The 23,734-nt window shown below is 61.2% G+C and carries 19 protein-coding genes; 15 read left to right on the top strand and 4 right to left on the bottom strand.

Annotated elements, in window-relative coordinates; translation table 11 throughout:
- Positions 1 to 5 precede the first annotated feature (5 nt).
- The 7 genes from nuoL to cobJ all read left to right on the top strand — a co-directional run bounded on the left by nuoL (position 6) and on the right by cobJ (position 8,121).
- A complete protein-coding gene (gene nuoL / locus WFJ47_RS07000) occupies positions 6 to 1,838 on the top strand; it encodes an NADH-quinone oxidoreductase subunit L (protein ID WP_336762077.1) in 1,833 nt (610 codons plus the stop codon).
- A complete protein-coding gene (locus WFJ47_RS06995) occupies positions 1,835 to 3,337 on the top strand; it encodes an NADH-quinone oxidoreductase subunit M (RefSeq protein WP_336761884.1) in 1,503 nt (500 codons plus the stop codon). The genes nuoL and WFJ47_RS06995 overlap by 4 nt, the downstream gene beginning before the upstream one ends.
- Entirely contained in the window at positions 3,337 to 4,788 is a 1,452-nt protein-coding gene (locus WFJ47_RS06990) for an NADH-quinone oxidoreductase subunit N (protein WP_336761882.1), read from the top strand. Before WFJ47_RS06995 ends, WFJ47_RS06990 begins: the two co-directional genes overlap by 1 nt.
- Positions 4,789 to 4,899: 111 nt before the next feature.
- Positions 4,900 to 6,012: a precorrin-3B synthase gene (locus WFJ47_RS06985; protein WP_336761880.1), complete on the top strand. Its 1,113-nt coding sequence runs from the start codon at positions 4,900 to 4,902 to the stop codon at positions 6,010 to 6,012.
- Positions 6,009 to 6,644, top strand: coding sequence for a precorrin-8X methylmutase (locus tag WFJ47_RS06980; protein WP_127101789.1), 636 nt, complete (start codon positions 6,009 to 6,011; stop codon positions 6,642 to 6,644). Before WFJ47_RS06985 ends, WFJ47_RS06980 begins: the two co-directional genes overlap by 4 nt.
- A complete protein-coding gene (locus tag WFJ47_RS06975) occupies positions 6,641 to 7,363 on the top strand; it encodes a precorrin-2 C(20)-methyltransferase (protein WP_127101790.1) in 723 nt (240 codons plus the stop codon). Before WFJ47_RS06980 ends, WFJ47_RS06975 begins: the two co-directional genes overlap by 4 nt.
- A complete protein-coding gene (cobJ, locus tag WFJ47_RS06970; RefSeq protein WP_336761878.1) occupies positions 7,360 to 8,121 on the top strand; it encodes a precorrin-3B C(17)-methyltransferase in 762 nt (253 codons plus the stop codon). Before WFJ47_RS06975 ends, cobJ begins: the two co-directional genes overlap by 4 nt.
- Here cobJ and WFJ47_RS06965 read toward each other — a convergent pair.
- Positions 8,097 to 8,837: a cobalt-precorrin-6A reductase gene (locus WFJ47_RS06965; protein ID WP_336761877.1), complete on the bottom strand. Its 741-nt coding sequence runs from the start codon at positions 8,835 to 8,837 to the stop codon at positions 8,097 to 8,099. The two genes, cobJ and WFJ47_RS06965, sit on opposite strands and share 25 nt — an antisense overlap.
- Positions 8,838 to 8,840: 3 nt before the next feature.
- Between WFJ47_RS06965 and cbiE the strand changes: the two genes are divergently transcribed.
- From cbiE to cobM, 3 genes are read left to right on the top strand one after another with little or no spacing between them, the layout of a single operon-like run.
- Positions 8,841 to 10,079: a precorrin-6y C5,15-methyltransferase (decarboxylating) subunit CbiE gene (gene cbiE, locus WFJ47_RS06960; protein ID WP_233582009.1), complete on the top strand. Its 1,239-nt coding sequence runs from the start codon at positions 8,841 to 8,843 to the stop codon at positions 10,077 to 10,079.
- The gene (locus WFJ47_RS06955) at positions 10,073 to 10,444 is read left to right on the top strand and encodes a cobalamin biosynthesis protein (RefSeq protein ID WP_158625358.1); all 372 of its coding nucleotides are present in this window, start codon (positions 10,073 to 10,075) and stop codon (positions 10,442 to 10,444) included. Before cbiE ends, WFJ47_RS06955 begins: the two co-directional genes overlap by 7 nt.
- A gap of 4 nt (positions 10,445 to 10,448) precedes the next feature.
- Positions 10,449 to 11,231 carry a precorrin-4 C(11)-methyltransferase gene (gene cobM, locus WFJ47_RS06950; protein WP_336761875.1) on the top strand — a complete coding sequence of 261 codons (783 nt, stop codon included), beginning with the start codon at positions 10,449 to 10,451 and terminating at the stop codon, positions 11,229 to 11,231.
- Positions 11,232 to 11,465: 234 nt separating this feature from the next.
- On the opposite strand, the gene WFJ47_RS06945 is transcribed toward cobM, so the two are convergent.
- A complete protein-coding gene (locus WFJ47_RS06945) occupies positions 11,466 to 11,912 on the bottom strand; it encodes a helix-turn-helix domain-containing protein (protein ID WP_127101795.1) in 447 nt (148 codons plus the stop codon).
- A 337-nt stretch (positions 11,913 to 12,249) separates the two neighbouring features.
- Here WFJ47_RS06945 and WFJ47_RS06940 point away from each other — a divergent pair, with 337 nt between their 5' ends.
- The 4 genes from WFJ47_RS06940 to WFJ47_RS06925 are packed head-to-tail and all read left to right on the top strand — an operon-like array spanning position 12,250 to position 17,578.
- Positions 12,250 to 12,951, top strand: coding sequence for a pirin family protein (locus tag WFJ47_RS06940; RefSeq protein ID WP_336761871.1), 702 nt, complete (start codon positions 12,250 to 12,252; stop codon positions 12,949 to 12,951).
- 42 nt (positions 12,952 to 12,993) lie between these two features.
- The gene (locus WFJ47_RS06935) at positions 12,994 to 13,260 is read left to right on the top strand and encodes a metal-sensing transcriptional repressor (protein ID WP_127101797.1); all 267 of its coding nucleotides are present in this window, start codon (positions 12,994 to 12,996) and stop codon (positions 13,258 to 13,260) included.
- Positions 13,261 to 13,272: 12 nt separating this feature from the next.
- Positions 13,273 to 14,454, top strand: coding sequence for an efflux RND transporter periplasmic adaptor subunit (locus WFJ47_RS06930; RefSeq protein ID WP_336761869.1), 1,182 nt, complete (start codon positions 13,273 to 13,275; stop codon positions 14,452 to 14,454).
- Between the two features lie 7 nt (positions 14,455 to 14,461).
- A complete protein-coding gene (locus WFJ47_RS06925) occupies positions 14,462 to 17,578 on the top strand; it encodes a CusA/CzcA family heavy metal efflux RND transporter (RefSeq protein ID WP_336761868.1) in 3,117 nt (1,038 codons plus the stop codon).
- Here WFJ47_RS06925 and WFJ47_RS06920 read toward each other — a convergent pair.
- Complete coding sequence (locus tag WFJ47_RS06920; RefSeq protein WP_336761867.1) at positions 17,566 to 17,946, bottom strand: VOC family protein; 381 nt, start codon at positions 17,944 to 17,946, stop codon at positions 17,566 to 17,568. The two genes, WFJ47_RS06925 and WFJ47_RS06920, sit on opposite strands and share 13 nt — an antisense overlap.
- A gap of 355 nt (positions 17,947 to 18,301) precedes the next feature.
- Positions 18,302 to 20,839: a TonB-dependent receptor gene (locus tag WFJ47_RS06915; protein ID WP_336761866.1), complete on the bottom strand. Its 2,538-nt coding sequence runs from the start codon at positions 20,837 to 20,839 to the stop codon at positions 18,302 to 18,304.
- Positions 20,840 to 21,533: 694 nt separating this feature from the next.
- On the opposite strand from WFJ47_RS06915, the gene WFJ47_RS06910 reads away from it, so the two are divergent.
- Entirely contained in the window at positions 21,534 to 23,624 is a 2,091-nt protein-coding gene (locus WFJ47_RS06910) for a S46 family peptidase (protein WP_336761864.1), read from the top strand.
- Positions 23,625 to 23,734: the final 110 nt, after the last annotated feature.

The following is a 23,734-nucleotide window of genomic DNA, read 5'->3' as shown; positions in this document are numbered from 1 at the left end:
TGGCTATGCTGCTTCCGCTCGTCATTTTCTGTCCCCTGGCGGTCTCCATCATCCTGATGCTGACCGGGGGCAAGCTCCCGGCACGGGCGACGACACTTCTCGTCGGCGCCGGTATGGGGCTTTGCGCGCTCTTCGCCGTGATTTCGGCCTATAGCTTCCTCTCCGGTCCGGATTCCCTCGGTTCGCTGCACGTTGTGCTGTGGAACTGGATGAATGTCGGTTCCTTCAACGCCCAGATCGCGCTGACGCTCGACCGGCTCTCGCTGGTCATGATGCTTGTCGTCTCCTGCGTCGGCTTTCTCATTCTCGTCTATGCCTGCGCCTATATGTATGACGACGAGGATATCGCGCGCTTCTTCACCTATATGACGCTCTTCGTGGCCTCCATGCTGCTGCTGGTCCTGGCTTCGGACCTTCTGGGCGTCTTCATCGGGTGGGAAGGCGTGGGGCTGTGCTCCTATCTGCTCATCGGCTTCTGGTATGGCGAGCAGGCTAATGCCATCGCGGCGCGCAAGGCCTTTGTGGTCACGCGTGTAGGTGATGCGCTGTTCCTGCTTGGCATGCTGCTGATGGCAACCGCCGTTGGCTCGCTCGACATTCCGACCCTGCTCGCGCTCGGCCCGCATGCCGCGCCGCGCACCCTCACGCTTGGCATGTTCCTGCTGCTGGGTGGCGCCATGGCCAAATCGGCCCAGGTGCCGCTTCAGACCTGGCTGCCTGACGCCATGGCTGGCCCGACACCGGTTTCGGCGCTCATTCACGCTGCCACCATGGTGACGGCGGGCGTGTACCTTCTGGCGCGTCTGCATGGTCTGTTTGTGCTCACGCCGCTGGCGATGTTTGCCTGCGCCATCGTGGGTTTCGTGACCATTCTGCTCGCTGCGGGTAGTGCTCTGGTACAGACGGACATCAAGCGTATCCTCGCCTATTCCACCATGAGTCAGCTCGGTTACATGTATCTGGCGCTCGGTTGCGGTGCCTGGCATGCAGCCATGTTCCATCTCGTCACCCACGCATTCTTCAAGGCACTCCTCTTCATGGCGGCAGGATCGATCATTCTGCGCGTCCATCACGAGCAGGACATCTTCAAGATGGGTGGGCTGCGCAAGGACATGCCCTGGGTGTTTGCCGCGTTCCTTGCCGGTTCGGCTGCTCTGGCTGGTCTGCCGCTGATCACGGCCGGTTACTTCTCGAAAGAACTCATCCTTGGCAGCGCGTATGATCTGAGCCCGATCTTTTGGGCCGGTGCGCTTTTCGGTGCCTTCCTGACCTCGATCTATATCTTCCGCTGCGTGTTCATCGTGTTCTGGGGCGGTCATCGTACCCATGCCCACGGCAAATCGGGTCTGGCGATGGCACTGCCCATGGCGATCCTGTCGGTTCTGGCCATCGGTGGCGGCTGGATGGAAATGCCGGACGCCATCGCCAACGTGCATATCTTCTCCAACCTTCTCTCCCCTGTGCTCGGGGCCCTGCCCGAAGAGCACAATACCAGCCTGCTCATTCTCGGCTCTCTCGTGCCGATTGCCGGCGTGACCATTGCCTGGACGCTGTGGCGTCCCAAGGGCGAGGCGCCGGTTGCAGCCCAAAGCCCCGCCATTTCGACGCTCCGCGCCGATTGGGGCTTCGACACGCTGTATGACTGGGTTTTCGTGCGGCCGTTCATGGTGCTTGCCCACCTGAACCGTCGCGATTTCATCGATCGTTTCTATGATCTGGTTGCAGCCCTGACCCAGGGCAGCGGATACGCTGTTGCGAAGCTGCAAAGCGGCCAGGTTCGTCGCTATGCCGGCTGGATCGCAGCAGGAACGGTTGCAGCTCTTTGTCTGGCGGTATGATGATGTTGGCACTTCCCGCTCTCGTTCTTATCCCCTTTATCGGGGGCCTCGCCGCCTGGCTCGTCGGGCTGCGTGGCGCTTCACGGGCTGCCTGGGCCTCGTCGCTCATCACCCTCGTTCTCATGGTGGTCCTGCTCGCGCAGGTCACCATCAGCAGCCTTGCCGCCGGGGCAGGCACGGGGGGATGGTTCGGCCATTTCTCCATGGCCTGGGTCCCGATGCTGGGTATCAATGTCCGTTTTGACATCGACGGCCTGAGCCTGGTCATGCTGTGGCTCAACGCGCTCATCTCCCTGCCTTGCGCTCTTCTGAGCGCGCGCAACGTGGCTGATCGCGCCGGATTGTTTCACTGCCTGCTTCTTGCAACGGTGGCCGGGATCAATGGCGTCTTTATGGCGACCGATCTGTTCCTGTTCTTCTTCTTCTGGGAACTGATGCTTCTGCCGCTCTTCGGGATCATCCTGATCTGGGGCGATGCGGGCCGCCAGCGCGCCGCGCTGAAGTTCTTCCTGTTCACGCAAGGTAGCGGTCTCCTGATGCTGTTGGCCATTCTCGGCCTCGTCATCGTCAATGCGCAGCGCACCGGGGTGATCACCTTCGATTACTTCGCCCTGTCGCAGACGGCTCTGATCGCTCCGATCGCGCCCGTGCTGATGCTCGGCTTCTTCATCGCCTTTGCAGTCAAGCTGCCGATGGTACCCTTCCATGCCTGGCTGCCTGACACCTATGCCGCATCGCCCGCCGCTGCGAGCATTCTCCTTTCAGGTGTGCTGGCCAAGACGGGTGGCTACGGCCTGATCCGCTTCGTGGTCATGCTCTTCCCCGGTGCGTCGGCGCATCTGGCACCCATCGCCATGACGCTTGGCGTGGTGGGTATTCTGTACTGTGCGTGGCTTGCAGTGGCGCAGGACGATATCAAACGCCTGATTGCCTATTCCTCCATCAGCCATCTCGGCTTCATCCTGCTGGGTGTGTTCTCGGGCACGCGCATCGGCATGGAGGGCGCTATCGCCCAGATGGTGGCCCATGGTCTGAGCACCGGCGCCCTCTTCGTGATCGCCGGGCTTCTGGAAGAGCGTCTCGGTACGCGTGACATGTCCAAGATGGGCGGGCTGTGGCCTGCAATGCCGCAATTCTCGGCGCTCGCCATGTTCTTTGCCGCTGCTTCGCTTGGCCTTCCCGGTCTGGGCAACTTTGTCGGTGAGTTCCTGGTGTTGATGGGAACGTGGCAGGTCAGCCATACCATGACGTTCTTTGCAGCGGCTGGTCTGGTTCTTTCCTCGGTCTATTCGCTCACCATGATGCTGCGTGTCTTCTACGGTCCGAAAAAGACCGATGCGTTGGCACCGCTTGGTGCGCCTTCGGTTCCGCATCTGGCCGTTCTCGGTGTGGCAGCCCTTCTTCTCCTTGCGCTTGGCGTCTATCCGCAGCCGGTTCTGAACCTCTCGGCACCGGCCAGCCCCCATGTCGTGAGCATCGCTCAGGAGCAGGCCCAGTAATGTCTTTCTCGTTCCTCCCCAATGCGGTGCTGGTGTTGTGCCTTGGTAGCCTGGTGCAACTCGCAGCCATCTCCTGGCGGCGTCATGTGGCACGCGACGCTATTCTGTGCGTGATCGTGCTGTTGGCGGCTCTCGCCTCCATCATGATGCCGACCTTCCTGATCATGACCGGCACCACCCCGCTTTTTGCGCCGGACACCTGGGCGTCCTTCTCAGGCGCACTGATTATCCTGTCGGTTCTGGCCATCGTTCTCATGTCGCGCCACGGCGCGATCAGCGCCGATCCGAGCGTGAACAGCGAATATTTCCTGCTGCTCACACTGGGCACGCTGGGTGCGGTAGCCATGACAGGCGCCGTCCATTTCGTGTCGTTCTTCCTCGGTCTGGAAACGCTCAGCCTGTCGCTTCTGGGTCTGATTGCCTTCCGCAACCAGCGCCTTGATGCGGGCGAAGCAGCGATGAAATATCTGCTGCTTTCCGGCGTGGCCTCGGCCGCCATGGTGTTCGGCTTTGCGCTGATTTATGCCGAGACGGGCGCGCTGCGTTTCGCCGCTCCGGATCTGAGCCATGCCCCGGAGCCGATCATCGGCGTCATGGGGGTCATCCTGATCCTGACTGGTATGTTCTTCAAGCTCTCTGCCGTGCCGTTCCATCTCTGGCTGGCGGACGTTCTTGAAGGCACATCCGTGCCGGTGGCGGCACTCGTGGCTGTCACTTCCAAGATTGCCCTCTTCGCTGCCATGCTGCGCTATTTCTCGTCGGTCAATCTCTATGTGCCCAGCGCTCAGGTGAACGAGATCCTGATCGTTGCGGTGCTGAGCATGTTGGGTGGTAACCTGATGGCGGTGGTGCAGACCGATCTGCGCCGCTTGCTGGCGGGGTCGTCCATCGCCCATGTTGGTTATCTGCTGGTGGCGTTCCTCTCACCCGGACCGTTTGGTGTGGCTTCGGCAGCATTTTATCTTGCTGCCTATGCCATCTCGACGCTCGGCGTATTCGCCATCATGAACGGCGTGCTGCCGCAGGGCACAGACATCCGCGAGTGGCACGGCCTCTTCCGTCGCAAGCCTGCTGCGGCTCTGGCCATGTCGGTGATGCTGATCTCGCTTGCCGGTATCCCGCCTGCCGTCGGCTTCTTCGCGAAGTTCTATGTCGCGGCAGCCGGTGTATCCGCTCATCAGACGCTCCTGCTTCTGGTGCTCATCCTGAGCAGCACCATCGGCCTGTTCTATTATCTGCGCCTGATCCTGATCATGCTGACCCCTGCGCCTGCCGACCGCGAGACGCGCGCCGAACTGACGGCGCCTACGCCGGTCAACGCTGCGCTGATCACGGTTCTCGCCTGCGCCACCATTCTGCTGGGCATCTGCCCGAGCACCCTGGTGCAGCGCAGCCAGGGCCTTGTCGTGGCTCCGCCCTTGCCGGTAGCGGCTCCGGCCCAGCTTCCCTGAGCCAATTCGGGTTCATGGGTCTCAGAAAGCTGCATGTCGCAAGGCATGCAGCTTTTTTTGTGAGCGCGAACGGGCTTTGAGCGCTATCAGGCAGTGATGAGCCCTGACTTGATGAGAAGAGGCTGGTGCCCGAGCCTTCATGCCCCCATGCAGACGCATGATGGGTGGCTTGTGCGCGTCACCCCCGATCTTGAGGGGCTCGGTCCGGAACAACTCGCTTTTCTGGCCAAGTATGCAGCGCGTTTCGGCAACGGACGCATGACGCTCACGTCGCGCGGTAACCTGCAACTGCGCGGCCTCGATGAGGTGAGTGCGCGGGATTTCCCCCAGCTCGCTGCTGCACGGGGCCTTGGCCTGGCGGATCCAGCGGCGGAATCCCGAAGGCGTATTCTCTTCGTGTCCCCCCTTGCCGGGAAAGATTCCAGTTGCGCGCCCGAGACGCTCCCCCTGGCGCGTGCGCTCGAGGCGGCGCTGATATCGTTTCCCCCTCTGTGGCGTCCGCCCGAAAAGTTCTCCCTTGCTGTCGATGGGGGCGGCCATGTTCCGGTAGGCGCGCTGCGGGCAGATATCGCTCTGCGCCATGATCGTGGGACGTGGAGGTTGTGCCATGGCCCGTCTTCCGACCTCCTTCAGCCGCATGAACTTATCTGCGCGACTGTGGCGCTTCTGAAGCGTCTGACAGCGCGCATAGGGATGCCGCGTGCCCTCCATTTGGCGCCGCCATTCATTGCGGAGGTGCCGCCTCTGATGGGGCAGTTTCTGCCCGGTTGCCATGGCGTGAAAGCGGTATTGGGCGAGGTGAGTGCCGCAAGCTGTGCTGGCATGGCGCGCGCCGGAATCAGTGCGCGCCTCACACCCTGGCGTGGGCTCATACTGGATCAACCGTTCGAGGCCCCGGACCTCATGCATGACCCTGCCGATCCGCGTCGTCTGGCGGAGGCCTGCGCCGGGCAGGGAGGCTGTGCGCGGGGCCAGGCTCTGACGCAGCGCGATGCCCTGTCTCTCGTTCCCGATCTCGGGGGAAGAACCCTCCATGTTTCAGGCTGTCCCAAGGGCTGCGCCGTACGCGATACGCGTGATGTGACGCTCGTGGCGCAGAAGGACGGGTATGATCTCATATGGTACGGCACGACCGCAGACAGACCGGTAGAGTCTGGTCTTGGCGTCGAGGACGTGCGAAGGCGTCTGCGTCAGAGCCGACACGAAGGAAGGACACCGCCATGACCGAGGCGCATTACGAGTATAGTCGCGATGGCGCGGCAATTTATGCGCAGTCCTTCGCCACGATCAGGGCCGAGGCCGATCTTTCGGGGTTCTCCGCCGAGGAAGCGCGTGTGGCAGTGCGGGTGATCCATGCCTGCGGTATGGTGGAAGTAACGCGCCATTTGGCTTTTGCCCCCGGATTTGTTTCCGCAGCCCGAACGGCGCTCCTGAATGGCAAGCCGATCCTCTGCGACTCCGAGATGGTTGCCCATGGTGTGACACGCGCACGCCTGCCTGCGGACAACCAGGTCATCTGCACCTTGCGTGACAGGCGCACACCCGAGGTGGCGCAGTTCATCGGCAATACGCGCTCGGCTGCGGCAGTCGATCTCTGGGGCGCCGATCTCGATGGTGCGCTTGTGGCGATCGGCAACGCTCCGACGGCGCTGTTTCGCCTGCTTGAATTGATGGCGCGCGGCGGTGTGCGCCCCGCTGCGATCATCGGCATGCCGGTCGGCTTCGTTGGTGCCGCTGAGTCGAAGGAGGCGCTGGCGGCGCTCGATACCATCCCGTGGGCGATCGTGCGCGGCAGGCTGGGCGGCAGTGCCATGGCGGCCGCCTGTGTGAATGCGTTGGCCAGCGAGAAAGAATGAGCGGTATCTGCCAGATTCTGGGAATGGGTCCGGGCGATCCGGAGCTCCTGACCCTCAAGGCCGTGCGTCTGCTTGCCGGTGCTGACTGCGTGGCGTGGTTCGCCGCCTGTGGGCGCCCGGGCCATGCGCGGGTAATCGCAGGCGCGCATGTGCCCGATCACGCCGAGGAATTGCGGTTCGACTATCCCTTCACGACCGGAGTGTCCGTAGAGGACCCGCGCTACCTGATCGAGATGGCGGCATTTTATGATGACTGTGCCGCCCGCCTCGCCAGGGAGCTCGAAAGAGGGCGGCGTATTGCCCTGCTTTGTGAGGGTGACCCGTTTCTGTACGGTTCGGCGATGTATCTTTTCGACCGGCTGAGCCCGCATTTCCGTTGCGAGATCGTTCCGGGTATTACTGGTATGAGCGGATGCTGGTCGGCGGCATCGCTCCCCATGGTGCACGGCGATGACGTGCTGAGCGTGCTGCCTGCGACCATGGATGAGGAAAGCCTTGTCACATGGCTGTGCAAGGGGGATGCGCATGTGATCATGAAGATCGGGCGTAATCTGGACAAGGTACGCGCTGCGCTGGCCAGAAGCGGGCGTGAAAGCAAGGCGATCTATGTGGAGCGGGGCACGCAATCGGGCCAGCTCTGCCTGCCGCTTGAACGCGCGCCTGAGAAAGCCCCCTATTTCTCGATGGTGCTCGTCCCCGGCAGGGCGCGCGCGCGGTGAGTGGCATTCTGTTCATCGTTGGGCTCGGGCCGGGTGCGCCTGGACAGATCACCGATGACGCGCGTGATGCGCTGTCCCAGGCGAGCGATCTCCTTGGCTACGGGCTGTATGTGGCGCGGGCGCGGGCGTTAGGGGCCTCGCCACAGGCAATCTCCCATGAAACCGATAATCGCGAGGAACTGGACCGGGCCCGTCACGCGCTCGATCTCGCTGCGCAGGGGCGGTGCCCGGTTGTCGTATCCGGTGGGGATGCAGGCGTGTTCGGCATGGCGAGCGCCGTGTTCGAGGCTGTCGCAGAAGGACCTGTCTCGTGGCGTGGGCTCGATATCAGGGTTATCCCCGGCGTGACGGCGGTGCTCGCGGTGTCAGCCCGGCTGGGTGCCCCCTTGGGGGGAGATTTCTGCGTGATCTCGCTTTCCGATAATCTGAAACCCTGGGAGGTCGTGGCGCGGCGGCTTTCTCTCGCAGCTCAGGCCGGGCTGGTGATTGCGCTTTACAACCCGCGCTCCCTGGCCCGCCCGGACCAGCTCGACAAGGCGTTCGATGTGTTGCGCGATGTGCTGCCGGCTGAGACGCCGGTCGTCTTCGCACGTGCCATCGGACGTGAGAACGAGCATGTGCTCGGCGTTCCCCTGTCTGAAGCGCGGGGCGAGGCGGCTGATATGAGCACGCTCGTACTTGTCGGGTGCGCCCAGACGCGGCAGATCGAGCGTCCGGGCCTGAATCCGTGGCTCTATACGCTGCGTCGCATACCCTGAATCCAGGCAAGGGCTTCCTCCACACTGGTGCATTCGTTGGCTGGAGGCAGAGGGGGGCGGTCGACCATCACCACTTCGATGCCGAGTTGCTTGGCGGCTTCCAGCTTGGGGGCGGTCGCGTCAGAGCCAGCATTTTTTGTCACGAGACAATCGATCTCGTGATGACGCAATAGGGTGATCTCTTCATCGAGTGCGAAAGGCCCGCGTGCGAGAATGACCAGACTTCGTCGGGGCAAGGGAAGGGGCGGTCTTTCGATGCTCCGGACGACGTAAAAATGGGGCGTATCGATGAAGGGATCCAGATCCTTGCGACCCGTCGTCAGGAAGACTCGGCGCGGTGTCTCCCCCAGAGCTTTGGGCACCTCAGCGATCGCCGGGGCATGAGTCCAGTGTGCGCCCGTTCCGGGACGCCAGGCCGGTCTGATGAGACGCAGGAGGGGCAAGGCGCAAAGCGCGCAGGCTTCTACCGCATGCCGGCTCATCTGCGCGGCGAAAGGATGGGTTGCGTCGATGACAAGATCGATCGCAGCGTCGCGCAGGGTGCGCGCGAGGCCGGCAATGCCGCCAAATCCGCCGATGCGGGTCTCGACAGGCACAGGCAATGCCGAGATTGTGACCCCGGCGAGTGAAAAAATGATATGATGCAGCCCTCGGGACTCGAGCGCCTCGCAAAGAAGCCGCGCTTCCGTGGTTCCTCCAAGGATCAGGATTTTCATCTCTTGCTTTCTCCCCTCTCCCCGACAGGCGCATCACCGTGGCTGACACTGGTCGGCCTTGGCGAAGACGGGTTTGCGGCGCTTTCTCGGTCAGCGCAACGGGCAATCGCTGAAGCGGATCTGGTCATGGGGGGCAGGCGGCATCTCGCGTTGATCGAGGGGCATAACACGGGGGCTCTCATTCCGTGGTCTACTCCCTATGCGCAGTCCCTGGACAGGATCGAGGCGCATCGGGGTAGGAGGATCGTGGTTCTCGCTTCGGGAGACCCGTTCTGCTTCGGTATCGGCAGCCTGATCATGCAGCGTTTCGGACGTGAGGCGCTTGATGTTCTGCCGGGACGATCCTGCTTTACCCTTGCTTGCGCGCGGCTGGGTTGGAGCGGGCAGAATACCGGCTACGCTTCCTTGTGCGGTCGCCCACTGGCGCGCCTCGTGCCGTTGATCCAGCCGGGGGCTCGCCTGATGATCCTGAGTGCCGATGAAACGACCCCCGGTCTGCTGGCCGAGTGGCTTGTTGCCCGTGGGTGCGGCGGCAGTATCCTGCACGTGCTCGAGGCCCTGGGAGGCCCGCATGAGCGCATGCGCTCTCTGACAGCCAGTGATCCTGTTCCCCCTGATATCGCACGGCTCAACATGGTGGCGCTGGAGATCGTGGCGGAGAGCAGTGCGACTTTGCTGCCTCTGACCAGCGGATTGCCTGACTATCTCTTCGAGCATGACGGCCAGATGACCAAGCAAGAGGTCCGGGCCGTCACCTTGGCTGCGCTTGCTCCGCATCCAGGAGAGACCTTGTGGGATATGGGGGCAGGGTCGGGATCGATCGGTATCGAATGGATGCTGCGCCATCCCTCAAACCGCTGCATCGCGATCGAGCGCGATGCAGGGCGCGCAGCACGTATCCTGCGCAATGCCGAGGCGCTGGGCGTGCCCGAGCTTCACGTGGAACAGCGTGCATTGCCTGTCGATCTCTCGGATCTGCCCCGGCCCGACGCCGTTTTTATCGGTGGGGGTGTCGGGACTGCGGGGCTGCTCGATTCAGGCTGGAACGCTCTGGCGTCAGGCGGGCGTCTCGTGGCCAATGCGGTGACGCTTGAGGGTGAGCAGCGCCTCTTCCAGGCTTTTCAAGCATGGGGTGGTGCGCTATCGCGCATCGGCGTAGAGCGTCTAGGACCGATAGGAAATGTGTTTGGATTCAAACCGGCCATGACAGTGACCCAGTATCAGGCTGTCAAGACATGCTGATCGGAGGATTGGGCTGCAAGCTCGATGCCTCTCCCGAGGCCATGATTGCCGTGGTGCGTCAGGCGATTGCGGTCTGGGGTATGCCGCATAGCTTTGCGGTGCCGCCGTTCCGCCAGCATCACGCAGCGGTCGAGGCCGTTTCTGCCCTGTTTGGCCTGCCCGTCGAGATCGTAGATCTGATGGCGCTTGCCAAGGCACAGCCGCGCTGCCTGACGCATTCAGAGCGTGCGCGCATCACCATGGGATTTGGCTCCATCGCCGAGGGCTGCGCCCTTGCGGCACTCGGCCCGCAGGCACGTCTGTTGGGTGCACGCCTGGCTGGCGATGGCGTCACCTGCGCCTTCGCCATGCTCGGGGCGGAATGAGCCCGTGACGGTTCATTTCATCGGGGCGGGGCCGGGTGCCGCCGATCTCATGACCCTCCGAGGGCGTGATATCCTGGCCAGCGTCCCGGTCTGTTTGTATGCCGGGTCAATCGTGCCTAAAGAGATTCTTGGGTTCTGCAGGCCCGAGACGCATTTTGTGGATACGGCGCCGCTTTGCCTGGACGAGATCGAGACGCTGTTCCGTAAGGCCCATGAGCGCGGCCAGGATGTGGCCAGACTGCATTCAGGAGACTTGTCGCTTTACAGCGCGGTGGCCGAGCAGGTGGCGCGGCTGGAAAAGCTGGGAATACCCTACACCCTCACGCCGGGGGTGCCGGCCTATGCCGCGGCGGCCTCGATACTCGGTCGTGAGCTTACTGTGCCGGGCGTGGCGCAATCGCTGGTGCTGACGCGGCTCTCCGGGCGCGCCTCGGCCATGCCCGCGCGCGAAGCACTCGAGTCTTTCGCGGCGACGGGAGCCACTCTGGCGATACATCTTGCCATTCACCGTCTGGATGAGGTGGTGCGCCGCCTGCTGCCTCTTTACGGCGCTGATTGTCCGGCTGCAGTGATTGCCCGCGCGAGTTGGCCCGATGAACGCGTCGTGCAGGCACCCCTAGGTGCTATCGCATCAGCCCTGGCCGATGCGCCCGAAACGCGCACGGCACTCATCCTCGTGGGCAGGGCACTCGATCCCGTTCTCGTGCGCGAGAGCGCGCTTTATGATCCGAACTATCAGCGACGATATCGCGGGCGTGACGAGGCATTTCCCACGAGCAGTGTCTAAAACACGCGTAGCGGAAAGACCCGGGCGGTATCTTGGCGAGGCAGCTCTGTTGTTCCGGATCCGGTGAGCCCAGCCTGACCCGTTTTGACAGGCCAAGGTAGACCAATACCCGTGTCCCAGTTGCGCGATCCGTTGGAGACATCAAGCGAGCGTGAGCCCCATGCCTGGCAGGGAACGTTTCATCGTACTGCGAGCGCAGGGCAATGTCGCTGCCTGGAGAGGGGATCGTCGGCGTCAGGAAAGGGTTTTGGCCTTGGCGCGAGGGGAAGGGGAGAGCCCTTCGCGCGCCTCTTTCTGACGTGCTTCCTTCTGGCGGGCGGCATTCTGCTTGTGCACCTGACGCTCCATCCATTTCTGAGCAGTCAGTTTCAGCTCCGGGTCAAGCAGGCGATAAAGCCGCAGCAGGTCATCTTCATCTGGGGTCAGAACCGCGGGAATATCTTCCTCGATCATGCCCGTCAGGAATGCCTCCGTCGATACGCCGAACAATACCGCGAGCTTGGGAATATATTTTCGCAAACTACCGACACGCCCTGTTTCCCAAAAAGCAACAGCCGAGCGTGATACCCCGAGCGCATCGGCAAGTTGTTGCTGACTAAGCCCCTGACTCTTGCGCAGCATTGCAATCCGGCGTGTCAGAGCAAAGCTTGGCGAGATTTCTCCCTTCTGGTCGATCGGCATATTTCTTGTTCTCTGTTCTTCAGGAGACGTGACTTTTTTCAATATAGCACTTGATCACCGCAGAGATCATCCCCCCGGATGTGTTTCGTCATCGAAATCGACCTCACCTTGTCGGAGCGTGAGCGAAAATTCAGCCTCGTATCCGGTTTCATGAGAAGTCTATGACGGTGAGTCAGGCCGCCTGAACAACGAGCGCCAGGCCGAGCCATCGCGGCGACTGTCAGGCGATTCATCTGGAATGGAAAGAATCGCTTTCCATTATTTCTATATAATCTGGACTCCCTGCTTCGTAAGGTCGTTGCTGCAAAGACCATCGACCCAGTTGGAGGCTCTTCTCATGATCGAACTACGTCCTTTCGCCTCTCTCGGCCATGCTGATCACGGCTGGCTCAAGGCTGCCCATCACTTCTCCTTCGCCGAATATCGTGATCCGTCCCGTATGGGGTGGGGGGCGCTGCGTGTCTGGAATGACGATGAGATCGCGCCCAATACCGGTTTTCCTGCTCACCCGCATCGCGACATGGAAATCATCACCTATGTCCGCACAGGGGCCATCTCGCACAAGGATTCCCTGGGCAATGAAGGCCGTACCGAGGCCGGTCAGGTTCAGGTCATGTCGGCCGGGACGGGTATCGTGCATAGCGAGGTCAATATCGAGCCGGTTACGACCACGCTGTTTCAGATCTGGATTCTCCCTGATCGGCGCGGTCACGCTCCGTCCTGGGGTACGCGCCCTTTCCCGGTCGAGGCACGGGATAACCGTCTGGTGACTCTCGCCTCTGGCGTGGAGGGCGACGAGGACGCCCTCAGGATCAATGCCACGGCACGGGTCAAGGCCGCTACGCTGCGCGCCGGAAGCGCTGTGCAGTGGGAACTCGCGCCTGGCTGGTCTGGCTATGTCGTCCTTGCCTCAGGCGCGGCTCGTCTGCGTGATCTGATGCTGCACAAGCGAGATGGCGCCGCCATACGCGACGAACGCACTCTCATCATCCATGCCGAGCAGGATTCCGAGATCGTCGTCGTCGAGACGATTGGCTGAGAGTGCTTTCCTATACCCTACCCCCTAGGGTATAGGGGGTATATGAGCGCACCGAATCACAAGAAGATCACCCACCGCCTGAAACAGGCTCATGGTCATCTCGCGACCATTCTCGACATGATCGAGGCCGAGCGAAGCTGCGCTGATCTGGCGCAGCAGATCCAGGCGGTGGAAAACACGCTGCGCAATGCCAAGCGCAGCCTTATCCAGGATCATGTCGAGCATTGTATCGTCGAAGCGCTCGAGGATGGCGGGGTCAGTCGCGATTCTGCCATGCAGGAATTTGCCCGTCTCGTGAAATATCTCTGACAGGGACGGGGAATGGCGATGGGCTCTCCCTCAATGCGTTGCGCGATCCTGGCTTTGGCCTTTGCTGCGGGGTTTGGCTTTTCCTCGGCGCCGGTCAGGGCAGCCGAGCCCTGGCGTCATGATTATGTCCTGTCCGATGAAGCCCAACGCAACGAGCATGTCACGCTTGTTGCGTTGCGTCAGGGCAGGGTGTTTGCCCAGGTACAGGCCATGGCGCGCGTGGACGCCGATACGAGCCGGGTGATCGATATCCATTCTGCCGGATCGGGCAAGGTGACGGCGGTGCATGTGACGCCGGGCGAGCCCGTCATCCAGGGGCAGGCGCTCATTTCCTATACCGATCACTCCTTGCACGAATTGCAGCTGCAGCGTGAACAGGTCGAGGCAGCTCTGGCCTCGGCACGCGCGGGGGAAACCGAGGCTGACCTGCTCTACAAGCGTGGTCTGGCACTCGCAGGGAGCGCCGTCTCACGCGGCGAGCTTGAACGTCGCCGCATGGTGCTCGAGCAGCAGCGCGGTCTGGTGACGGCGCGCAAAGCTGATCTGGCGACGCTTGAGCATAGGCAGACGGAAGAATTCACCTCGGTGACCGAGCGGATCGTCCAGGATGAGGCTTCGGACCTCATCAGCCCCGTCAAGGGGGTGGTGCAGGCGGTCAGGACTTCAGTCGCGGCCGATATCAGCGCGGGTGATAATCTCGTGACGGTTGTTGATCTCTCGCGTCTATGGCTCGTCGCTGATCTCTCGCCGGAAGACGCATCCGGCCTCGCACCGGGGGGCGCGGCCGAATTCCGCCTTGCAGGGCAAAAATCCGGTGTCGTGCTGGCAGCCCATATAAGCACGATTGCCGGTCTGGCAGACCCGGCAACCGGGCTTGTGCGTGTGGTTTGTGTGCTCGATCACCCGCCTGTCTCTCTTCGCCCCGGCATGATGCTCGATGCTGCTTTCCAGACCGGAGAGGGTACGCCCGGTCTCGTCGTGCCTGTCGGGGCACTACAGCAGATCAATGGCGAGGACGTGGTCTTTCTCCGCAAGGACCCCACGCACTTCACCCCGGTTTCTGTGCAGATTCACGTCCAGGATGACGATCATGCCGCTATCAGCGGAGCGTTGAAGGGGGGACAGGTCGTTGTGGAGCAGGGGAGCTTTGCGCTCAAATCGATGGCGTTGCTCTCCTCAATGACGGCGGACTGACGCCGCCATGTGGGATTTCCTGCAAGCCAACAAGTTGGCGGTTTTGGGCCTGTGCGTGTTTCTCGTTCTGGCGGGGCTGTTCGTCGTGCCGGATCTGCCGGTCGAACCCGTGCCCGATATCTCGCCGCAGCAAGTGCTCGTTTCGGTCACTTCTCCCGGTCTGGCCACCGAAGAGGTCGAGAAGCAGATCACCTTCCCGCTGGAAGCCAGCCTGACCGGGCTGCCTGATCTGATTGATCTGCGCTCCGTGTCCCGGACCGGCGTTTCGGTTGTCTATCTGCAATTCGACGATCATTCCGATCTGGATCTCGACCGCACCCGGGTGACGGAACGTCTGCAAAAGGCCCGTGAGTCCATCACCGCCCCGGTCAGTGTCTCGATGGGGCCGCTCGCAACGGGCATGGGCGAGATCGTGCAGATCGAGATCGCTGGAGGCCGGCGTTATTCGCCCATCGCCCTCAATCGCCTCATGACCTGGACCGTGGCACCACAACTGCGCCTTGTGCCGGGTGTGGCCGATGTGAATGTCAATGGAGGCGCAGAGGAGACCTATACGCTCACGCTCGACCCGGCGCGTATGCGCGCGCATGACGTGTCGCTCAGCCAGATCTCGACCGCGATCGACAGCAATAACGCGTCTTCAGGGGGGGGATGGATCAGCCACCAGGCCGAGCAGCAGGTGGTGGTGGGGCGCGCCATGGTTGGTTCACTGGCCGATTTCGCCGCGATCCCGGTCAAGATGACGGGTAATGGTGTGGCGGTCAGGCTGCGTGATCTGGGCAGCGTCGCGCTGGGCGCGCGGTTGCGCCTCGGTGCCGTCACGCGTGATGGCAAGGGCGAGATCGTCAATGGCGTCGTGCTCATGCAGAAAGGAGCGAGCTCGAACGCGACCCTTGCTGCCATCAACAAGGCGCTTCCCGCCATCAACCAGACCCTGCCGCCCGGCGTGACGCTCAGGCCATTTTACAGTCGGGCCACCCTGACTGACGAAACGATTCACACCATCAAGGAAAACCTCATACTCGGAGCCATCCTGGTGTTCGTGACACTTCTGGTGGTTCTCGGGAACTGGCGCGCCGCTCTGGTGATCATCTCGGTCATCCCCGTTTCACTGGTCATGGCATTCGTCGGCATGCGTGTGTTCGGCATATCGGCCAATCTGCTGAGCCTTGGCGCGATCGATTTCGGCATGATCGTCGATGGCTCACTCGTGGTTGTCGAGCATCTCATGGTCGAACGTGCCAATGCGCGTGTCAGCGCCGGTGTGGGAGGGGACGTTGACGAGCGACTGGAGACTCTGGCGGTTCATACGGTGCGCGTCGTGCTGCGCCCTGTCACCTTCGCCATCTTTGTGATCATCATGGTCTACCTGCCCATTCTCACCCTTCAGGGTGTTGAGGGGCGGATGTTCAGGCCAATGGCGCAGACCATCATCATGGGACTGCTGACCTCGCTCGTTTACGGCTTTATCGTCGTGCCGGTCCTGTCCGCGCTTCTGATGCGCAATGCGCCGCAGGATCGCGAAACGCGTTTCGTCCAGCTTCTCAGGCGGCGTTACGAGCCTGCCCTTGATTGGTGCGCTGCGCATACCCGTAGCGTTTTCATGGGCACAGCCTGCATCTTCCTGCTCGCCCTCGTGCTGGCCTCGCGGCTCGGCGGCGAATTCGTGCCCCAGCTCGAAGAGGGCGCGCTGGTGGTCAATGCCATGCGCCTGCCGAGCGCCTCTCTGCCTACCGTTCTGGCATCGGTCACGGAAGAAGAGCGCCTGTTGCGCAGTTTCCCTGAAGTCGCGACGGTGGTGAGCAATACGGGCACTGCTGCGATTCCGACCGATCCCATGGGGACGAACGAAACGGATAGTTTCGTGTTTCTCAAGCCTCGTCGGGACTGGCGGCCGGGCATGACGCAGGCCCGGCTCGTCAGGGCCATGAGCGATAAGCTGAGCCATGAACTGCCCGATTCAGCCTATTCCTTCACGCAGCCGATCGAGATGCGCATGGATGATCTGCTTTCCGGTGTGCGGACGCAGCTTGCCATCTCGATTTACGGCGATGATCTGGCGATGCTCGATCGGCTCGGCGCGAAGCTTGTGGGCGTGATCGCTTCCGTGCCTGGGGCCGCCGATGTTGCCCAGCAGGGCGAGGGGTCTGTGCCTTACCTGCATATGGACATCAATCGTGATGCTGCCGCGCGACTGGGCGTGAGCGTGCCCGCAATCCTGGGAACCATCGAAGCGGTGGGCGGGCATATCGGCCGCCCGGTGATTGTCGATAATGCGCTCATACCGACCCAGATCCGATTTCGCGAAGAGGCAACCTCCTCAATCGCGCGCCTGGGCGGGTTGCAGGTTCGGCGTGAAGACGGGACAGGCTGGGTGCTGCTCAAGGATGTCACCCATATCGCGCTTGATCAGGGCACGGCGCGTATCGATCGCGACAGCCTGCGCAGGCGTGTGATCGTCCAGGCCAATGTGCGCGGGCGCGATGTGCGCTCTTTCGTAACAGCCGCGCAGGAGAAGGTCGCGCGGGAAATGACCCTGCCTTCGGGGTATCGCCTCGCCTGGGCGGGGCAGTTTCGCAATCTCGACTCTGCCATGAACCGCCTGACACGCGTGGTGCCCATCGCGCTCGTGCTGATCTTCATGTTTCTCGTTCTGGCACTGGGGTCACCGCGCGCGGCCCTTCTGGTGTTCATCAATCTGCCCGTTGCTGCAACGGGGGGCGTTTTCGCTCTCGCTCTGCGCGGTTTGCCGTTCAGCATCGCGGCGGGGATCGGGTTCATCGCGCTTTTCGGTGTCGCCATTCTGAATGGCGTTGTGCTGGTAAGCCAGATCCGGACCTATCGAGAGGCAGGCCTTGCCGCGGCCGAGGCGGCCTTCGCCGCAGCACGGTCACGCTTCAGGCCGGTACTGGCAACGGCTTCAGTAGCCAGTCTCGGTTTCTTCCCCATGGCGTTTTCGGGCAGTGCGGGGGCAGAGGTCGAGCGTCCCCTCGCTACGGTGGTGATTGGAGGGTTGATGACCTCAACCCTTCTGACGCTTCTCGTTCTGCCCCTGCTTTACGCCCGGTTCTTCAGCGACGAGGATGGGCCCGAGACGCTGAATACAGGCGATCAGCCCATGTGATAGAGGGCGCAGAGCTTGTTGCCCGACGGATCACGCAGATAGGCCAGATAGAGCGTGCCGATGGCAGAGTCGCGCGGGCCGGGCGGGTTTTCAATGGCGGTGCCACCATGGGCCACGCCAGCCTTGTGCCAGGCGTCGACCGCCTCGGGTGAGGGCGCCTTGAAGCCGATCGTGCCGCCATTCGCGCCAGTCGCTTTCTCGCCATTCAAGGGGGTGGTGATCATGAGTCGGCCGCCGTCATGCGTATAGAAAAGGCGGTTCTGAGGCGCGATCGCTCCCGGCGGACAGCCCAGTGCGCCGAGCGTGGCATCGTAAAATGCCTTCGAGGCTTCAAGGTTGTTGCTGCCGATCGTGATGTGACTGAACAAGGCATGTCTCCTTTTCTGGCGGTCCCGGTCTCGCCGGAGACGCGCGCTTCGTGTCTGTCGGGCAGAATGCTCTGCCGGCGCGAAGGATCGGGAGAACGCAAGACGCTGTCAATTGTCCTGCCAGGCAGGCGCCCTGTATCAGGCGATCATGGCGGTCCGCTGACTCGGTACTCGCGCAGGTACGGCTGTCTTGCATTGTTTTCGCACGATCCTGGCGCTGGCAGGGCGCGCAATCGGGCAGAACGGGTCGAGAAGCGTGTTTCGTATCGAGAAAGCCTCGACCTTGAACGACAAAGAACGACAAAAAGCCGGAAGCGTCTCCGCTCCCGGCTTTTCACCTGTCCTGTCACCCGTTTCAGAGGCTGGCGCTGACACGACCGAAATAATAGCCACCGGTAAAGGGTACCTGGTTGGAAAACTGATCATACATCGAGCCACCCGCCGGGACGAGATTGCCCGGAAGACGACGGGGGCGAACATTGAACACGTTGTTCACACCGATGGAGGCATGGACGCGCGAGGTGATCTTGTAGCCGATCTCCAGATCGGTCAGCCAGCGCGGGGTATTCTTGAACTGGCCGAAGCAGGAATTGGAATAGCGCAGGGCACCGCCACTGGCGCATGTGGCGGAGGCCGGGGTCCAATCCTGATAGGTCATCATATTGGTGGTTTCACCATAGCGGCTCTGGCGGATATTCACATCCCATTTGCCGATCGTCCACAGGGCATTGAGGATGATCTTGCTGCGCGGTGTCGCGGTGGTGATGTAGGCGATGGTCTGCTCGTTCAGCAATGGCTTGCCGATGGTCGAGATGCCGTTGTGATGCAGACGCGTGCGGTTGAGGTTGAAGGCCGCCATCAGTGCCAGATTGCCGTATTGGTGCATATGCACCAGATAATCGGCCTTGATATCCAGCCCCTGTGTGCGCGTGCTGGCCCCGTTCGACAGGAAGTAGGCTGAGGAGGCTGCCGCATTGGTGGCCGTGGGGGAGACATCGAAGCCAAAGGAGCGGATGGCGTCCAGCGCCTGCGCTCCGCGTACCGTGCCACCCTGAACGATCCGGTCACGCAGATTGATCTGGTACACATCGGCCTCGACATGCAGACCACGCACCGGCTCCATGGTGAAGCCCGCACTGGCATTGACCGAACGTTCAGGCTTCAGGCCCTGAGCACCCAGCGAGCGGGCGGCTGCCGATTCAACTGGCAACTGGCCGCCGACACTGCCCGTACCGGCGAAGATGTTCAGACGGCTGAAATGGGATTCCTGCAGCGTCGGCGCACGGAACCCGTTGGCGATGGTGCCGCGCAGCGCAAAACGATTGGTGAAGTCATAGCGCGCGGAAAGCTTGCCGTTTTCGGTGTTGTCGGTGTCAGTGTAATATTCATAGCGGCCTGCCACATCGATGGAGAGCTTGCGTGTGGGGCGGAAGGTCGCGTCCACATAGGCTGAGTAGATGTTGCGATACCATGTGCCAGCCGATTGCGGCGGAATACCGGCATGCTCTACCGGACCACCATCGAGATAGGATTCCGGATTGCCCGAGATGATCTGATAGGAGTCCAGACGATGCTCGCCGCCAAAGGCGAGGCTGACCGGCATGGACCAGATTTTGAACCCGCGACGCAGATCGAGATTATTGGTCCATTGCGTGTTTTTCTGGGTGTAGTCCCAGAATTTGCTGGGAGAGTATCCTGTACGGGCGAGTTCGCCCAGATTGACGACGTCGCGGATGCTGATGCGGGAATTATCACCGCCATACACGGTCGAGAGATTCCAGTCGAAACCGAACAGGTTCTCGCCCTTGAGGCCCAGTTCTGCAGCGTAATCAAGTTCGTCATCGCCCGTAATGGGGCGGAGTTCGCTGATGCCTGCTGCAGGCACGATATAGGGATATTTATAAGCGCGCATTTCAGCATGGCGATAGCCGAGCGTGGCCTGTCCGTAGAGCTCGATGCCAGCCGCAAGCGGCTTGCCGAAATTGAGCGCAAAGGTCTCGCGCGTCTCCTTCGGCGTGCTCAGATAATCGGTCTTGCGACCGCGCCAGCTCTCGGAACCAGGCTTGACGCCCACGAAGTAATTCTTGGTATCGGCACCGGCAGGCCAGTAGCCGAGCAGAGCATGATCCGGCCCCCACGCAATGGCATGCTGCGTCTGATAGAACTGGGCACCCAGATGCACATAGCCGTCCTTGCCGAGCTTGAATCCGCCATCGGCGTCCAGCTGATATTGTTCGCCACTGCCAAGATAGGAATTCGCACCACCCTGACCGCTGAGCGTCAGCCCGTGATCCTTTTCCTTGGTGATAATGTTTACCACACCGGCGATGGCGTCAGAACCATACATGGCGGCAGCACCATCTTCGAGCACTTCGATATGGTCGATCATGTTGCCAGCCAGCATGTTCAGATCGACGCCCGAGGAGGCAAACTGGGGACCAGGCTTCTGCACGATATTGGCGGTCGAGTGACGGCGCTTGCCATCGACCAGAACCAGCGTCTCGTTCGGCCCAAGGCCGCGCATCTGGATGGACGACACCAGAGAATTGGTGTTCGATCCGCGGGCGCTCATGGTGATCGATGGATAGGTGCGTGTGAGCGCATTGGCCACGTTCAATTCGCCTGAGCGTTCCAGCGTTTTGGACGAGATGACCACAACGGGGCTGATGCTCTGGCGGGCCTTTACATGACTCTCACGCGTACCGGTCACGACCACCTGCTCGGCGTCATCCGAGCCTTTGACGAATTTGTTCTTCTTCGTCAGGGCAGTGGTCTTGTCAGCTTTTTTCTGCGCGACTTCCTGCGCCTCGGCGGCGCTTGCGGCATCGGCAGCGCGGCTCACGAAAGGCGTGCAGGCAGTCGTTGCAACGAGGAACAGGGCAAGTCTTTTCACCAGTCTCTCCGACACGTGTCTTGATGTAACGCGTCGCAAAAGCGTTACCGAGCGGGTCGGAGTAAAGTTAAGCTTTTATGGCAATATGTCGTAACATTTCTGTTTCTTGTTTCAGTATTTCAAGTGCTTCTCTGGCGTATGAACGACACTGACAGGGAGATATCTCAAATCGACAGTTAAGTAACAATACTATAATAACTTCTAGAAAAATACCGCTTATCCTAAGTTCATGAAATGATACTAAAGTTAGTGACAATGTGCTTCTTGTGTATTGCATTCGTCCGGGAGCGTTTCTCGAGGCATCGATTACCGTTAATCGTTCAGAGCCAATGGGCCTCGATCATACGAAACGATGCGTAACTACTTAGTAAAAATCTTTTTATGAGGATGAAGGACGCATGCTGCCCCTTGTTCGGCCGTGACGAGATGTCCTGGGGATTTTAGGGAGTGTCATCAAACTGTCATCGGTTACGATCGGTCCGGGGTGCCGTGCCTGAAAGGTTTTGCGTTGTCCCGGGGCGCGGCGAACCAGCAGAGCCGATCACATGATACGTGCACTGTCGGCGATTCCGAAGTGATGTTTCCATAGCTTTATCGTAATGATCCGATCCCGGATTGCTCCCGTTTCGAATTTGCATATTCAGCCATCTTATGGATTGATACATTATATCATAATCGAGACGAGATCCTGCCCATGTCCCAAGCCCGGTCTTCCCTCCTGCTCTCTTCAGCGCTGCTTGGCGCGTTTGCCTTTGCCAGTACCGCCCATGCCGATGAAGGCATGTGGACCTTCGACCATCTGCCGAAGGCTGCCCTGCAGAAGGGATATGGTTTTACCCCGAATGCACGCTGGATCCAGCATGTCGTGCAATCTTCGGCTCGTCTGGCCGAAGGCTGCTCTGCGTCCTTCGTATCGGGCGACGGTCTGGTGATGACCAATCATCACTGCGCCAATTCCTGCCTGGCTGCCTTGTCGGACAAGGGTCATGATTATTTCCGCGATGGGTTTTACACCAAGGAGCTCGCTGATGAGCGTCAGTGCCCCGGTATGGAGCTCGACCGTCTGGACACCATGAAGGATGTCTCCGCCCCTGTCGCCGAGGCCACCAAGGGCAAGCAGGGCGCTGCCTATTCGGCAGCCTTGCAGGAAGTGGAGAGCAAGCTCACCAAAGACTGCATCGGTGGTGATGACGAACACTGGCGTTGCGACATGGTGCCGCTCTACCATGGTGGCCAGACTGCGCTCTACCGGTATCGCCGTTACAAGGACGTACGCGTCGTGATGGCCCCCGAGCAGGGGATCGCCTTTTTCGGCGGGGACCCGGATAATTTCGACTACCCTCGCTATGATATCGATTTGTCGATGTTGCGCGTCTATGAGGGCGGCAAGCCGGTCCATACACCGTTCCTGCAATTCGACCCCAATGGCCCCAAAGCCGATGATCTGGTCTTCACCTCGGGCAATCCGGGGCGCACGCAGCGCGGTCTTCCCGCTTCTGCTCTCGCCTTCCAGCGGGATGTCGCCAACCCGGCCATCATCTCTGCCCTGACCCTGCGCGAGGGGATGCTCTGGCAGTATAGTCGCGAGAGCGCGGAACACGAGAAACAGGCTGAGGACGCGCTGTTCTCCATCCAGAACGGGATCAAATCCTATTCCGGCACCCAGGCTGCCCTGCAATCAGGCGATATCGTCTCGCGCCGTGTGAAGGAAGATGCCGCGCTCCAAGCCTGGATTGACGCCGATCCAGCACGGCGCGCGGCCTACGGCCAGCCTTTCAGGACCGTCGACAAGGCCATCGCGCTCGAGAAAGATCTCTTTTCGCGCAATCTCGCCATCGGCATGGTGTTTCGCGGGTTCCTCGATGACGTCATGACACTGGTAGAGGGGGCGCATGAGCGTGAGAAGCCCGATGCCAAGCGCCATGCGGGGTATCATGACGCCCAGCTCGGAGAAATAGAAACGGCTCTCGCTGCCAAAGAACCTTTCTACCCGGACCTCGAAACTGCCTCTCTTGCGCTCAGCCTGACCAGCCTGCGCCAGATTGCCGGAGCGGATGATCCGTTGGTTCGTCTTACTCTTGGCAAAGAAGCCCCCGATGCCCTGGCGGCAAGTCTGATCAAGGGTACAAAGCTTTCTGACCCGGCTGCGCGGTTGGCTCTCTGGAAGGGCGGTCTCAAGGCGATCGAAGCCTCTACCGATCCTCTCATCGTGTTCGCGCGCCGGATCTACCCCAGCTACACGACGCTGCATGACAAGATGCGCGACGACGTTTCTGCCCCCTTGCACAAGGCGCAGGGCGATATCGCCCGCGCGCGTTTCGCTCAGGCCAAGGCCGAGGGGCGTCTGGATGCTCTTTATCCTGACGCGACATTCTCGCCACGCCTGTCCTATGGCACGGTCAAAGGCTGGCGCAAGAATGGCGTCGATGTTGCGCCCTTCACCGATTTCGCAGGCATGTACGGTCACGCGACAGGGGCAGAGCCTTTTGCTCTGCCCAAACGCTGGCTCGACGCGAAGGCGCGCCTTCCCCTGTCGACCCATCTTGATTTCGTCTCCACCAACGATATCGTCGGCGGCAATTCAGGCTCACCGGTGCTGAACCGTGAGGGCAAGGCGGTCGGACTCATTTTCGACGGCAACCTGCCGAGCCTCGCGGGTGACCTCTACTACGACATTAGCAATAACCGCGCCGTCGCTACCGATACGAGCGCCATCATCACGGCCCTCAAACTCGTCTACAACGAGGAAAGTCTGGCGAACGAACTCACGAACGGCCACCGCTGACAGGGAGGGAGTCTCTCAAGACGAATATATTCCAACGGGCACCGTGATGGAGCCCCATGGCGGAGAGGTTTCTTCGGGAGAGCGCTCTGCGGGGCTCTGCCCCGCTCCCC

Origin of the sequence: Asaia sp. VD9, from assembly GCF_037150015.1 — a bacterium.
Classification (GTDB): Bacteria; Pseudomonadota; Alphaproteobacteria; order Acetobacterales; family Acetobacteraceae; genus Asaia.
Note: the sequence above shows the minus strand (reverse complement) of the source record. Positions and strands in the feature narration are given on the sequence as shown.